General features: G+C 75.7%; 14 protein-coding genes. 8 read left to right on the top strand and 6 right to left on the bottom strand.

Annotated elements, in window-relative coordinates; translation table 11 throughout:
- Window positions 1–7: 7 nt before the first annotated feature.
- Entirely contained in the window at window positions 8–775 is a 768-nt protein-coding gene (locus H5397_RS10095; protein WP_182817124.1) for a class I SAM-dependent methyltransferase, read from the bottom strand.
- Window positions 776–886: 111 nt separating this feature from the next.
- Between H5397_RS10095 and ssd the strand changes: the two genes are divergently transcribed.
- From ssd to H5397_RS10130, 7 genes are all read left to right on the top strand, one after another.
- Window positions 887–1,924, top strand: a complete 1,038-nt coding sequence (gene ssd, locus H5397_RS10100) for a septum site-determining protein Ssd (RefSeq protein WP_182817126.1) — start codon at window positions 887–889, stop codon at window positions 1,922–1,924.
- Entirely contained in the window at window positions 1,914–3,050 is a 1,137-nt protein-coding gene (locus H5397_RS10105; RefSeq protein ID WP_182817128.1) for a TadA family conjugal transfer-associated ATPase, read from the top strand. Before ssd ends, H5397_RS10105 begins: the two co-directional genes overlap by 11 nt.
- The gene (locus tag H5397_RS10110; protein ID WP_182817130.1) at window positions 3,038–3,853 is read left to right on the top strand and encodes a type II secretion system F family protein; all 816 of its coding nucleotides are present in this window, start codon (window positions 3,038–3,040) and stop codon (window positions 3,851–3,853) included. The genes H5397_RS10105 and H5397_RS10110 overlap by 13 nt, the downstream gene beginning before the upstream one ends.
- Window positions 3,853–4,464 carry a type II secretion system F family protein gene (locus H5397_RS10115; protein ID WP_182817131.1) on the top strand — a complete coding sequence of 204 codons (612 nt, stop codon included), beginning with the start codon at window positions 3,853–3,855 and terminating at the stop codon, window positions 4,462–4,464. The genes H5397_RS10110 and H5397_RS10115 overlap by 1 nt, the downstream gene beginning before the upstream one ends.
- 131 nt (window positions 4,465–4,595) lie before the next feature.
- Window positions 4,596–4,838 (top strand): DUF4244 domain-containing protein, encoded by a 243-nt coding sequence (locus H5397_RS10120; protein WP_182817133.1) that lies wholly within the window; start codon window positions 4,596–4,598, stop codon window positions 4,836–4,838.
- A gap of 66 nt (window positions 4,839–4,904) precedes the next feature.
- Entirely contained in the window at window positions 4,905–5,231 is a 327-nt protein-coding gene (locus tag H5397_RS10125; RefSeq protein WP_182817135.1) for a hypothetical protein, read from the top strand.
- The gene (locus tag H5397_RS10130) at window positions 5,228–5,605 is read left to right on the top strand and encodes an Rv3654c family TadE-like protein (protein ID WP_182817137.1); all 378 of its coding nucleotides are present in this window, start codon (window positions 5,228–5,230) and stop codon (window positions 5,603–5,605) included. Before H5397_RS10125 ends, H5397_RS10130 begins: the two co-directional genes overlap by 4 nt.
- 16 nt (window positions 5,606–5,621) lie before the next feature.
- Here the strand turns inward: H5397_RS10130 and H5397_RS10135 are convergent, their stop codons facing one another.
- Genes H5397_RS10135 through H5397_RS10150 form a run of 4 tightly spaced genes read right to left on the bottom strand, consistent with a single transcriptional unit; the run spans window position 5,622 to window position 10,271 of the window.
- Window positions 5,622–6,230: a hypothetical protein gene (locus H5397_RS10135; protein WP_182817139.1), complete on the bottom strand. Its 609-nt coding sequence runs from the start codon at window positions 6,228–6,230 to the stop codon at window positions 5,622–5,624.
- Window positions 6,231–6,265: 35 nt separating this feature from the next.
- Complete coding sequence (locus H5397_RS10140; protein ID WP_220492170.1) at window positions 6,266–6,478, bottom strand: hypothetical protein; 213 nt, start codon at window positions 6,476–6,478, stop codon at window positions 6,266–6,268.
- A gap of 54 nt (window positions 6,479–6,532) precedes the next feature.
- A complete protein-coding gene (locus H5397_RS10145; protein WP_309224330.1) occupies window positions 6,533–8,752 on the bottom strand; it encodes a DEAD/DEAH box helicase in 2,220 nt (739 codons plus the stop codon).
- Between the two features lies 1 nt (window position 8,753).
- Window positions 8,754–10,271 (bottom strand): amidohydrolase, encoded by a 1,518-nt coding sequence (locus H5397_RS10150; RefSeq protein WP_182817145.1) that lies wholly within the window; start codon window positions 10,269–10,271, stop codon window positions 8,754–8,756.
- A 41-nt stretch (window positions 10,272–10,312) separates the two neighbouring features.
- Here H5397_RS10150 and H5397_RS10155 point away from each other — a divergent pair, with 41 nt between their 5' ends.
- On the top strand, window positions 10,313–11,791 hold the full coding sequence (locus H5397_RS10155) for a methyltransferase (RefSeq protein WP_182817147.1): 1,479 nt from the start codon (window positions 10,313–10,315) through the stop codon (window positions 11,789–11,791).
- A 6-nt stretch (window positions 11,792–11,797) separates the two neighbouring features.
- Here H5397_RS10155 and H5397_RS10160 read toward each other — a convergent pair whose 3' ends face one another.
- Window positions 11,798–12,808, bottom strand: coding sequence for a S1C family serine protease (locus H5397_RS10160; protein ID WP_182817149.1), 1,011 nt, complete (start codon window positions 12,806–12,808; stop codon window positions 11,798–11,800).
- Window positions 12,809–12,921 lie beyond the last annotated feature (113 nt).

The following is a 12,921-nucleotide window of genomic DNA, read 5'->3' on the forward strand; positions in this document are numbered from 1 at the left end:
GCGGGCGTCACAATCGGATGCGCAGGCCTTCCGTGGGGGCGTCCAGTTGCGAGGTGAACTCGGAGTGGTCGACGCGGGCGCGCCAGCAGGCCACGCGATAGGGCAGCAGCAGCGGCTCGGGGACGCGCGCTGACGACTCGTAGAGCTCGCCCACGTCCGCCATGAGCCGGCTCAGCCGGTCCTGCTCCAGGTCGGGGAACCGGCGCGCCACCATGCCGAGCAGGTCGACCCGGCTGATGGGCACCCAGAGTCGGTGGCTGCGTTGCTCGACCTCGCCGAAGAAGGTGGACCCCTCGAGCCGGTCGATGCTCTCGGTGCCGTAGGCGCCCGCCATGGCCTGCGGGTCGACGTCGCGCAGGAGGGCGGTGAGCCGGCGCACCCACGGGACCGAGTCGTCGCGCACCGTGTAGCTGACCGCGAGGTGCCCGTGCGGGGCGAGGGCGCGGGCGATGGAGGCCAGCGCGCCCTCGGCGAGGTCGTGCAGCGACTGGTGGACGTGGACGACGTCGAACGCCATCGCCGCGAACGGGAGGTGCTCCGCCGCCGCCACCGTGGGCAGGGCGCGCGGGGCGCGGTTCAGCAGGGCCCGGACGCCGGCCCGGCTCGTGTCGCAGGCCACCAGGTCCGCGCCGGTCCGGGTGAGGGCGGCACCCAGGGGGGCCGCGGACCGGCCGAGCAGCAGCACGCGCGGGGTGGGCAGGGGGTGACCGTCGGACGCCGCGGCCAGCCACTCGAGCGCGGCCTGCGGGAACGCGGGCTGGGTGGAAGCGGTCATGGGCCCGATCGTATGTCAAGGGGTGTCGGCGGCTGTGGATGGACGCCACGACTTGTCCACAGCGGTCGGATCGGGTGCGCGGGGTCGGGCGTCGCGGCCCAAGGTCCGGGCGTGGACAGGGACGACGAGGTGCTGCTGGTGACCGCCGACGGGCCGCTGCGGGACGCCGTGGAGGCGACCGCCGCGGCGCTGGGGTTGCGCGTGCGCGTCGTGGACGTGGACGGCGCCCTGGCGCGCTGGCCGTCCGCGCGGATCGTGCTGGTCGGGGGCGATCGGGCCGCGGCCCTCGCCTCGACCGGCCCCCACCGGCGACCGCACGTCTATCTGGTCGGGTTCGACCCGGTCGAGCTGGGCACGTGGTCGATGCCGCTGGGGGCGGAGGTGATCCCGTTGCCGCAGGGCTCGGCCTGGCTGGGCGGTGTGCTGGCCGCCGACGCGGGGCCGGACTCCCGGACGGTGGCGGTCGTGGGCGGGTCCGGCGGGGTGGGGGCGTCCACGCTGGCGGCGGGGCTGGCCCTGGCCGCGGTGCGCCGCGGCCTGACCTGTGCGCTGGTGGACCTCGACCCGCTGGGCGGCGGCCTCGACCTGGTGCTGGGTGCGGAACGGGCGCCGGGGTGGCGCTGGCCGCGCCTGCTCGGGGCGCGCGGCGAGGTCGGCGACGTGCGGGGCGTGCTGCCCGTCGTCGAGGGCGTCACGGTGGTCGCCATGGGGCGGGGGCCGGACGAAGGGGCGCTCACGGTCGAGTCGGTGCGTGCGGTCCTGGGCTCGCTGGGCCGCCACCACGAGCTCGTGCTGCTGGATCCCGGTCGCGTCCCGCTCCCCGCCGTGCGGCAGGCGGTGCGGGGCGCCGAGGCGACGGTCCTGCTGGCCGGCGGCGGCGTGCGGGCCGTGGCCGCCGCGGCGCGGGTCGCGGCCGGTCTGGAGGGGAGCGGTGCGGGCGTGGTCGTGCGCCGCGCCCCCGGCGGGCCGCCCGCCACGGTCGTCGCCGACGCCGTGGGGCTGCCCTGCTGGGGGGACGTGCCGACCGACCGTCGCGTGGCCGCCGACGCCGAGGCGGGCGAGCAGCCGGGGTGCGGGCGCTCCCGCTGGGGGAGGGCCGTGGCTCGGGTGCTCGACCGGGTGTGGCAGGAGGCGAGCGATGTCGGTTGACCTGGACGAGGTGCGGGCCCGGCTGAGCGCCCTGGGGCAGGTGGCGCGGCCGGCCGAGGTGGCCGAGGCGCTCGGCTGGCTGGGCTACGTCGTCAGCGACACCTCGGTGCTGGACACGGTGGACGCGCTGCGCCGCGAGTCGGAGGGGGCCGGGCCGCTCGACGAGCTGCTGCGCCTGCCCGGGGTGACGGACGTGCTGGTCAACGGCCCCGAGGAGGTGTGGCTCGACCGCGGGCGGGGCCTCGAGCTGTGCGGGGTGCGGTTCGCCGACGACGAGGCCGTGCGCCGGCTGGCGGTGCGGCTTGCGGCACTGGTGGGTCGCCGCCTGGACGATGCCTCGCCCTTCGTGGACGCGCGCCTGCCCGACGGCACCCGCGTGCACGCCGTGCTGGCCTGCATCGCCGGCCGTACCTGCGTGTCGCTGCGCGTGCCGGCGCGCGTGCGCCTGACGCTGGACGACTGGGTGGCGCGGGGATCCCTCACGCCGCTGGGGGCCGACCTGGTGCGGGGCATGGTGGCCGGCCGCGCCGCCTGCCTGGTCTCGGGCGGGACGGGGTCGGGCAAGACGACCTTGCTCGCCACGATGCTGGGGGAGGTGCCGGCCGACGAGCGGATCGTCGTGGTCGAGGACTCCCGCGAGCTCGCGCCCGACCACCCCCACGTGGTGCACCTCGAGGGCCGCACGGCGAACGCCGAGCGGGTCGGGTCGGTGACGCTGACCGACCTCGTCCGCAACGCGCTGCGCATGCGCCCCGACCGGCTGGTCGTCGGCGAGGTCCGCGGCGCCGAGCTCGCCGACCTGCTCGCGGCCCTCAACACCGGGCACGAGGGCGGGTGCGGCACGGTGCACGCCAACAGCGCGGGCGCGGTGCCCGCCCGGCTGGAGGCGCTCGGGGCGCTGGGCGGGTTGTCCCGGCACGCCCTGCACGCGCAGGCCGCGGCGGGCCTCGATGCGGTCGTGCACGTGCGGCGGGACCGGTCGGGCCGGCGCTTCGTGGAACAGGTCGCCGTCCTGGCGGCCGGCACCGACGGGCTGGTCACCGCCACCCCGGCCGTGTCCTGGACGGCCGACGGGCGCGAGGAACGCGGGCCGGCGTGGCCCCGGGTGGCGGGGTGGCTGCCGTGATGGCGTGGGTGGCCGCCCTGTGCGCGGGGCTGGCGGCGTGGTGGCTGGTGCCCGGGGCGTCCGAGGGCCTGGGGCGCCTGGCGAGCCGGCCGGCCGTGGTGCGGCCCCGGCGTGCGGCTCCGCGGGTCGGGCTGGCGGCGCTCGCGACGGCGGCCGTCGTCGTGGCGGCCGGGGTGCTCGGCGGGCCGTGGGGAGCGGCGGTCGCGCTCGCGGTCGCCCAGGTTGTGGGCTGCGTGGTGCTGCTGGCCGTCCGGCGCGCGGCGCGGGCGGCCCGAGCCCGGCGGCGGGCGGAGGTGGTCCACGCCGGCGAGCTGGTGGCGGGGCTCCTGCGCGTCGGGCGCGTGCCGGGCACGGCCCTGGTCGAGGCGGCCCAGGATGCCCCCGTGTTGCAGGTTGCCGCGGCCGAGTTCAGTGCGGGCGGCGAGGTGCCGGCGGCGTTGCGCCGCTCGCTCGGGCCGGCCGGCCACGAGGGGCTGTCGGACCTAGCGGCCGCCTGGGAGGTCTCGGTGCGGACCGGGGCGTCCCTGGTGGGGGCCGTCGACGCGGCGGCCGCCCGGCTGGCGGCGGAGCAGGACGTGGCCCGGGTGGTCGACGCCGAGCTGTCGGCGGCCAGGCTGGGTGGGCGGGTGATGGCGGGCCTGCCGCTGGTCGGGTTGGGTCTGGGCTTCGCATTGGGCGGGGACCCGGTGGCGTTCCTCACGGCGTCCCCGCTGGGGTGGGCGTCCCTGGAGGTGGGCGTCGCCCTGGCCTGTGCCGGCGTGGTGTGGATCGACACCGTGGCCGAGCGTTCGGGCGGCCGGTGATGGTGGGGCTGGCGGCCGTCGCGGCGGCGTTGGCGGTGTGGTGGGCGGTGCCGGTGCCGTCGCTGGCCCGGCTGGGGCCCGAGCGGCGGGACCGGTGGTCGGCATGGGCGGCCGGGGTGCTGGACGGGCTCCGTGCGGTGCTGCCACGGCGCGCGGCCGTGGACCGTGACCGGGCCCTGCGGGCCTCGGTGCCCCAGGTGTGTGACCTGCTCGCCGTCTGCCTCGATGCCGGACGCCCGACCCGGACGGCCCTGCGTGTCGTGGCCTCGGTGTTGACGGGGCCGGTGGCCGACGAGTTGCGCGGGGTGCTGCAGCGGATCGAACTGGGCCTCGACGAGGCCGAGGCATGGGCGTCGCTGTCGTCGGTGGCGGGGTACCGCGAGGTCGGGCGCGACCTGGCCAGGTCGGTGCGTTCGGGGCTGGGCCTGGCCGGCCTGCTCCGGCAACACGCCGCCGACGCGCGCAGGGAGGCAGCCGCCGAGGACCTCGTGCGCGCGCGGGCCGCCGGCGTGAAGAGCGTGGTGCCGCTGATGGTGTGCTTCCTCCCCGCCTTCATCGCGCTCGGCGTCGTGCCCCTGTTCGGCTCGCTCGTCACCGCCTTCCTCCCGTGAGTTCATCCACAGGCAGGCATCGCCCCCGGGCGTTGTCCACAGGGCCCGGAATCCGGTGCACCGGCCCGGGCGCCGACGCCCAAGGTCTGGGTCGAGCCGCACTCGGGCGGCACGTGACGAAAGGAAGCACCATGGCCGACAAGCTCATCGCCCCCGTCGAGGCGACCCCGCTCCCCACCCGTGACCGGCTGCGCGAGCGCGGCATGGCCACCGTCGAGTACGCGCTCGGCGTCATCGTGGTGATCGTGCTCATCGGCGCGATCGTCGTGGCGATCAACACCGACACGTTCCAGGCGCTCCTGAGCGGGCTGTTCAAGGCGTTGCTGGGCTGGATCACCAGCGCCTTCCAGCTGCCGATCCCGATCAAGTTCTAGGCCCGGGGAGGGGCTGTGGGGCCGGGCGCGCGGCGTCCGGCCCCACGGGTCGTGGAAGGAGGACCGATGCACAGGGGTGATCGCGGCATGGTGACCGTGGAGACGGCCTTCGCGACGTTGTTCCTGGCGGGGGCGCTGGCGTTGGCGATCCTCGTCGGCGGGGCGGCCTTCGTGCTGGGCCAGTGCCAGGTGACGGCGAACGAGGTGGCCCGGCAGTCCGCCCGCGGTGACGCGGCCGCGGTGGCGCGTGCCACGGCCGACGCCCCGGCGGGGGCGCAGGTGGTGGGCCGGCGTGAGGGCGGGGCGTCCGTGGTCGAGGTGACCTGGCACCTGAGGCTGGGCTCGATGAGCTGGCCGCTGGTGGCCCGGGCGCAGGTCCTGGAGGAGCGGTGACCCGGGGAGGCAAGCGCGACCAGCGGGGGAGCGCGACGCTGCTGGTGACGGTGGCGGTCCTCGTCGTGGCGGGCGTCGCCGCCCTGCTGGTGCTGGCCGGGGTCGCGCGGGCCACGGGCGAGCGGGTCCGTGGGGCGGCGGACCTGGCCGCCCTGGCCGGGGCGCGGGCGCAGGCCGACAACGCGGACGCGTGCGCGGCGGCCCGGTCGTCGGCCAGGGGCAACGGCGCCGAGGTCGTGGCGTGCCGAGTTTCAGGCGACGAGGTGGAGTTCGTGGTGACGGTCGAGGTGCGTGCGGCACTCCGCCTGGCCGGTGCCGACCACTGGTTCCCGGCGCGGGCCAACGCGGGCGTGGTGACGGGGGCTCCGGGGTAGGCGGGAGGTCCGTCGATCAGGGTTCGGGGACGGAGAGGGCGAGGTCGGTCGCCCAGGCGTTCCCCACGGCGAGGTCGTACTGCAACAGGCGAAGATCCCGTTCCAGGTCGGGGGGCGGCTCCGCACCGGGTGGGTAGCTCTCGAGCACCACCTCGCGCGTGTACCCCTGGGGCATGGGCATGGGGGCCGACGGCATGTTGAACAGGAAGCCGCCGAGGAAACCGTTGAGGCGGTAGTTCTCGTTCTGGCTCCAGGCGACCCAGCCGGCGCCGGCGCGCTCGTAGGCCTGCTTGACGGGGTTCCCCGCGGAGTTGAATCCGGCCACGAGGAGGCAGAGGGCGGCGGCGACGAGCACGGTGCCCGCACGGAGCGCCCAGACCCACCGTGGGACGTCGGTCCCGGCGGCCGGTGGGATCCTCAAGAGGCGGCCGAGCAGCAGGACCCCGCCCCAGGCCAGGACTCCCACCAGGAGGAGAGCGCCGAGGGCTCCCACGGCCGTCCAGACCCCGACTGAGCTGATCAGCAGTTCGGCCTCGCCGACGTAGGCGAAGTCCGACGGGTACAGGGGCTCGCCCCGGAAGCGAATCTTGAAGTGGTTCACCGCCGCCACCAGGACGCCCACCATCGCCGCGAGGGATACCGCCCAGCGCAGGCGGCCGGTCAGGCCGAACAGCCCAGGACGACGACGGCCACGAGCGCGGTGCTGAGGAGCAGGGTGTCCGGGCCGAGGCGCAGGAGGTACTCCGTGGTCCACCAGCCGTAGGACTTGGCGGTCGTGGCCTCCAGGGCGAGCACGATCGCAGCGCTGGTCGCCGCCACCATGACCACGATGGCGCACCAGCGCCACAAGCGCGCAAGGAAGTTGCGGGACATGCCCTCCGACACTCGGGCAAGGGTACACGCCAGGAGGCCACCGTTCGGGGAGGCTCAACGGGTCCCTGGCCCCACCAGCAGCGCGACCAGCCCGGCGGCGCCGGCCTTGTCGAGGGGGTTGTTCCCGTTCCCGCACTTGGGGGACACGACGCAGGCGGGGCAGCCCTCCTCGCACGGGCAACGGAGCAGCCGTTGCAGGGTCGCGCCCCACCACGGCTCGGCCAGCTCGTACCCGCGGTCGGCGATGCCCGATCCGCCGGGCAGCCCGTCGTGCACGAACACCGTCAGCTCCCCGGTGTCGGGGTGCAGCACGGTCGACAGCCCTCCGATGTCCCACCGGTCGCAGGGTACGAACGCGGGCAGCAGGCCGATCGCGCAGTGCTCCGCGGCGTGGGCTGCCCCGCCGAGGTCGAGCAGCGCCGTCCCGGTCACATCGACGAGGGAGGCCAGCACCCGGTCGGGGACGGTCCACCACGTGGCCCGCGTGACCATCCGTCGCTCGGGGAACTCCAGCGGGGTGGAGTCCCACACCTCGCCGGACTCGGCGTCGCGGCGCAGGTAGGCGACCACCTGGTTCGAGAGTTCCACCGAGCCGACGTGCAGGGTGCCCAGGCCCAACGGCCGGGAGGCGGTCTCGGCGAGCACGCGCACCGAGGCCACCGACTGCGCCTGGGTGAACCAGTCGGGGTTCGACCGGTGCGCCAGCGCCACCCGGTCGCCCAGGTCGAGCTCGTCGACGAACCACGTCTCGCCCTGGTGCACGTAGATCGCCTCGGGGTGGAGGATCCGGTCGGCGGCCGACGGGTCGACCTGCCCGATCACGCGGCCCGTCGCGGCCTCCACGACCTCGACCGCCTTGCCCTGCATGGAGCGCAGGTCGATCGCGTCGACGGCCCGTGCGGCGTGCGTCCAGAACCACCCGCGCGTGCGGCGCCGCAACGCGCCCTGGGCGGCCAGCCGCTCGGCCAGCGCGACCGTCGACGGGCCGAACCACTGGGCGTCCTCCTCGGTCAGCGGCCGCTCCTGGGCCGCGGCGCACAGGTGCGGGCCCAGCACGTAGGCGTTGTCGGTGGGTACCACCGTGCGCTCGACCGGCCGGTCGAACAGCAGCTCGGGATGTGCGACGAGGTAGGCGTCGAGCGGGTCCTCGCGCGCCGCGAGCACGGCGATGGCGTCGCGCCCGGCCCGGCCGGCGCGGCCGACCTGCTGCCAGAAGGCGGCCAGGGTGCCCGGGAAGCCGGCGGTGACCACGGCGTCCATGCCGGCGATGTCGATGCCCAGCTCGAGCGCGTTCGTGGACGCCACCCCCCGCAGCCGTCCGCTTGAGAGCGCGGCCTCCAGGTCGCGGCGGTCCTCGGCGAGGTAGCCGCCGCGGTAGGCGGCGATCCGCTCGGGCGCCGAGGACAGCTCCCGCGCCCGGATCGCGACCAGCTCCGCTTGCACGCGCGACGTGGTGAAGGCGATCGCCTGCCCGTCCTCGGTGAGGCCGGCCAGCAGTCGGGCCGCGGTCTCGGTGAGGGAGGGGGTCGGCTCGAGCAGCACCACGTCGAGGGCGGGCGCGGGCGATCCGTCGTCGGTCACGGCCACCACGTCGTCGGCACCGATGAGGCTGGCGGCCACGGCGTCCGGCTCGCTGATCGTCGCCGACGCGCAGACGAACACCGGCGACGCCCCGTAGGAGGCCGCGAGCCGACGCAGCCGGCGCAGCACCGCCGAGACGTGCGCGCCGAACACCCCCTTGTAGCGGTGCGCCTCGTCGACCACGACGTGGGTCAGCCGGCCGAGCAGCCGGGAGTAACGGGCGTGGTTCGGCAGGATCGACCGGTGCAGCATGTCGGGATTGGTCAGCACGTACGAGGCGAAGTCGCGGGCGTAGCGGCGCTCGTCGGGGTCGGAGTCGCCGTCCAGCGTCGACACCCGCCAGCCGTCGATGCCGAGCTCGGTGGCCGAGCGCAGCTGGTCGTGGGCCAGCGCCTTGGTCGGGGCCAGGTAGAGCGCGGTCGAGCGCGGCGGGGCGGCCAGCACCGGCAACAGGAAGGCCAGCGACTTCCCGGACGCCGTGCCGGTCGCGATCGCCACGTGCCGTCCGGTGTGTGCCGCGGACGCGGCCGCGACCTGGTGGGCCCACGGCCGCTCGATGCCGCGCCGCGCGAAGGCCGCGCGCACCTCGGGGGTCACCCAGTCGGGCCAGTCCACGGGACGCCCGGGCCGCGCCGTGCGGTGGTGGACGTGCGCGACGTGCTCGGCCGTGGCCAGCCAGTCGGGGAGTGCCACCTCAGCCCGCCCTGTGGGTGATGCGGCCGGCGCACACGGTGGCGCGCACGGGCATGGCCAGCAGGTGGGCATGGGTGGCGGCGGGGTCGCCCTCCCACAGGGGGTCGGCGCCGAGCACGACCAGGTCGCCGCGGTCGCCCACCCGGAGGCGGCGCCCGTCGACCGAGGCGGCCAGCGCCTCGCGAGGCGTGAGGGACTCGGCGGGGTGCCAGCCGGGGCGGTCGTCGCCCGAGCGGTGCACGGCGGTCGCCATCGTCAGCCACGGGTCGGGCGGGGACACCGGGGCGTCCGACCCCAGCGCCAGCGTCGCACCGGCGTCGATCAGCGACCGGGCGAGGTAGAGCCGGTCGGTGCGGTCGGCCCAGACCCGCTCGGCGGTGTCGCGGTCGGCGACGAGGTGGTGGGGCTGCATGCTCGCGGTGACGCCGAGGGCGGCGAAGCGGGCGATGTCCTCGCGGCGCAACAGCTGGGCGTGCTCGACCGACCCGGACGCCCCGGTCGCCTCGAACGCGTCGAGCGCCACCGCGTTGGCCCGGTCGCCGATCGCGTGCACCGCGGCGTGCAGGCCGCCCGCGTGGGCGCGGCCCAGTAGGTCGGCGAGCTCGGACGCCGTGACGTTGGGGGCCCCGGCCGCCCGGTCGTCGCCGGGGGAGCCGTCGGTGTAGGGGTCGCAGCACCACGCGGTGCGGGTGCCCATCGACCCGTCGGCGATGACCTTCAGCGGCCCCATGGTGGCGAGCCCCTCACCGCCGGGCAGTCCCTCGCCGGTGCGGAACCCGGCCGCGAGCACCTCGTCGAGCTGGTGGGGGTACACGCCGGCGCGCACCCGTAGCGCCCGCTGGCCCCGGGCGACGAGCGCGGGCCATGCCCGGAAGGCCGCGTCGAACTCGAGGTCGACCAGGCCCACGAGGCCGCGCGCGCTGAGCCGGGCGATGGCGGCGTCCACCTCGGCTTCGGTGGGCTCGACGCCGGGCAGGGTCGCGAGGGCGCCGAAGATGGCGAACCACTCGTTCTCGGCCAGGGGGTCGGTGCGTGGCTCGAGGCCGAAGTGCGCCAACGCGGCGGAGTTCAGCCAGCCGTTGTGGGCGTCCCCGGCGATGACGACGACGGGGCGACCGCCGGTGACGGCGTCCAGTTCGGCGACGGTGCCCACGCGCGGCCAGGGCGCCGAGCGGTACCCGAACGCGACCATCGCCCGGTCGTCGCCCGCGCGGTCGGCCAGCGCCGCGGCGACCCGCGCGCAGACCTCCTCGGGGCCGGCGGTGCCGGCGACGTCGACCCAGGTGGTGGACCGCACCCACTGCAGGAAGTGCACGTGGGCGTCCCACAGCCCGGGGACGAGGAACGAGCCCGCGGCGTCCAACACCGCCTCGTCGACCGACGCGGCCAGGGCGGGCCCGACCTCGACGATGACGCCGTCGCGGATGCGCACGTCGGCGGGGACGGAACCGCCCTCGTCCACGCCCACCACGCGCCCACCGCGCACCAGCACCGAACCCGACACAGCACTCACTCCCATCGAGGGACCAGCGTAGGCCGCGCGTCTGACAGGCTGGGCGCATGCTCGACCGCGTCCACGCCGCCGCCCTCGCCGACCGCCTGCGTTCCGCCGGCTACACGCTGGAGGAGGTCACCGACCGCCTCGGCGCCGAGGCCACCGATGCGCTCGCGCGCAACACGACGCTCGCGGCACGCGACGCCCTGGGCGACGCGGCCGACGCGCAGGCGGCGCTGGTGCGGATGTTCCTGCTCCACGACACCGTCTCCCCGGACGCCGCGGGCGCGGCCCTCGGCGACCTGGGCCCGCTGGAGGAGGCCGGGATCGTGGCGGCCACCTCCGACGGCGTCCGCGCGGGGCTGGAGGTGCGCCCCTACGCGGCGGCCGGTGCCGGTGTGGACTTCTCCGGCTGGATCGCCAGCGACCTGATCCCGATCCTCGACGGGCGCCTGGGCCGGTCGCGGCCCGACTACGTGCTGGGGGCGTCCCCGGCGTCGACGACGCTGGCGCAGATGACGATCCGTCGCCCGGTCGCCCGCGCGCTCGACCTGGGGACGGGCTGCGGGATCCAGAGCCTGCTGCTCGCCGGGCACGCCGGCCACGTGGTCGCCACCGACCTCAACCCGCGCGCCGTCGCGATGGCGCGCCTGACCGCGGGGCTCAACCGGCTCGACCTCGACGTCCGGGAGGGGTCCCTCTACGAGCCCGTCGCCGACGAGGCCTTCGGCCTCATCGTCACCAACCCGCCCTACGTCATGAGCCCGCCCACCGGCGAGCGGCTGGTCTACCGCGAGGGGCTGTTGAGCGCCGACGAGCTCGTGCGGCGGGTCGTCGTCGAGGGGGCCGACCGGCTCGCGCCCGGCGGAACCCTGCAGGTGCTCGGCAACTGGGCCGTCACCGACGACGAGGACTGGACCGACCGCCTGCGCCGTTGGGTCGAGCCCACCGGCTGCGACGCGCTGGTCCTGCAGCGCGAGCACCTCGACGCGTACGAGTACATCGAGGTGTGGCTCAACGACGCCGGGCTGGTCGGCACCGACGCGTACGCCCCCCGCTACCGCGCGTGGCTGGACTACTTCGCCGCCCTCGGCATCACGGGCGTCGGCATGGGCTGGATGATGCTGCACCGCGCGGGTCGCGCCATCCCCGACATCCGGATCGAGCCCTGGCCCCACGCCGTGCACAAGCCCCTCGGGGAGGCGTTCGCGGACCACATCGCGGGGGTTTCGCTGGCAGCCCTTCCCGACGAGGCACTCCTGGGTCGGGCCTGGGAACTCGACGGACGCGTCGACGTCGAAACCGTGGGACGCCCCGGCGTTGAGGACCCCGAACACATCGTGTACCGCCAGCGCTACGGGTTCGGCCGTGCGGTCGAGGTCGACACCGCGCTCGGAGCCGTGCTGGGCGCCTGTGACGGCGACCTCACTGCCGGGCAGATCATCGCTGCCGTCGCCGACATCCTCGACGTCGACCCGGACGCCCTCGCCGTCGAGGTGACCCCCAAGCTGCGTGACCTCATCGGGGAGGGCTACCTGACCTGAGCTGGCTCAGTTCACCTGGCTCGTACCCAGGGCGATCGTGCCGCTCCGGCGCGATCCTGACGGGTCGACCCACGTGAGCGTCACCTGCTGCCCGGGCTCGAGTTGTGCCAGCAGTCCCGCGAGGTCGGACTGGCTGACCACGGCCTGGCCGTCCAGGGACGTGATGGTCGACCCGGCCACCAGACCGGCCTCGGCGGCCGGACCGTCCGCCAGCACCGAGTTCACCCACACCCCGGCCGAGGGCGCGACAGTGATGCCGAGGTAGGCCTTGGCGCCGATGCGCGTGGTCGCGGTCTCCGTGCCCGACCGGATCTGGTCGACCACAGCGAGGGCGTCGGAGATGGGGACGGCGTAGCTGACGGTCGTGATGGGCATCGACCGGCCCGCTCCGCGCATCCCGCCCGGGTCACGGGTGACGGTCTGCGACCCGGCGGTCGTCATCCCGGTCACCTCGCCCTCGCTGTCGAACATCGGCCCGCCGGAGTCGCCCGGCACGGCCCCGGCGTTGGTCTCGATGACCCCGGTCAACGTCTCGGTGCCGCCGTTGCCGTCGTCGACCGTGACCTGCTGGTTGAGCGCGGTCACCTCTCCGGACGCCGCGACGAGTTCGCCGCCGCCCGACGCGTTCCCCATGGCGGTCAGCGTGTCGCCGATGGAGACGATGTCCTGGTCAGGGGTGATGGTGGCCAGGCCCTCGGCGTCCTGCAGCTGCAGCAGGGCGACGTCGCGGCTCGCGTCGTGGCCGACGACGGTGGCGGAGTAGGTCTTGCCGGTGGCCGGGATCGTGACCGACACCTCCGAGGAGCCCTCGACCACGTGGTAGTTGGTCAGGACCTCACCGGAGGCCGTGAGCACCATGCCGGTGCCGGCGCCCTCCCCACTAGCTGAGCGAACGGTGATCAGCACGACCGATTCGGCGGGGTCGGCCGGCGTGGCGGCGGGCGCAAGCTTCGGGACGCCGAGGGCGAGCACGCAGGCGGCAGTGGTGGTTACCAGGGCGAGGGAGCGCTTGTTCATGCCCTCAGTGGACCGGTGCCGCCTGTGTGTCTCCTGTGGTAGCGCCGTGGGGCGGCGGTGAGTCGCCCCCTTGAGTTTGTCGACCACGTCGAGCGCCTCGCGGGACCGGTCGT

The sequence above is a fragment of the Propioniciclava sp. MC1683 genome (assembly GCF_014164675.1).
Classification (GTDB): domain Bacteria; phylum Actinomycetota; class Actinomycetes; order Propionibacteriales; family Propionibacteriaceae; genus Propioniciclava.

Coding starts and splice junctions, on each gene's coding strand:
- H5397_RS10150 (WP_182817145.1), bottom strand. CDS start 10,271: ATGGGAGTGAGTGCTGTGTCGGGTTCGGTGCTGGTGCGCGGTGGGCGC.
- H5397_RS10105 (WP_182817128.1), top strand. CDS start 1,914: ATGTCGGTTGACCTGGACGAGGTGCGGGCCCGGCTGAGCGCCCTGGGG.
- H5397_RS10160 (WP_182817149.1), bottom strand. CDS start 12,808: ATGAACAAGCGCTCCCTCGCCCTGGTAACCACCACTGCCGCCTGCGTG.
- H5397_RS10140 (WP_220492170.1), bottom strand. CDS start 6,478: ATGTCCCGCAACTTCCTTGCGCGCTTGTGGCGCTGGTGCGCCATCGTG.
- H5397_RS10120 (WP_182817133.1), top strand. CDS start 4,596: ATGGCCGACAAGCTCATCGCCCCCGTCGAGGCGACCCCGCTCCCCACC.
- H5397_RS10095 (WP_182817124.1), bottom strand. CDS start 775: ATGACCGCTTCCACCCAGCCCGCGTTCCCGCAGGCCGCGCTCGAGTGG.
- H5397_RS10155 (WP_182817147.1), top strand. CDS start 10,313: ATGCTCGACCGCGTCCACGCCGCCGCCCTCGCCGACCGCCTGCGTTCC.
- H5397_RS10115 (WP_182817131.1), top strand. CDS start 3,853: ATGGTGGGGCTGGCGGCCGTCGCGGCGGCGTTGGCGGTGTGGTGGGCG.
- H5397_RS10135 (WP_182817139.1), bottom strand. CDS start 6,230: ATGGTGGGCGTCCTGGTGGCGGCGGTGAACCACTTCAAGATTCGCTTC.
- H5397_RS10125 (WP_182817135.1), top strand. CDS start 4,905: ATGCACAGGGGTGATCGCGGCATGGTGACCGTGGAGACGGCCTTCGCG.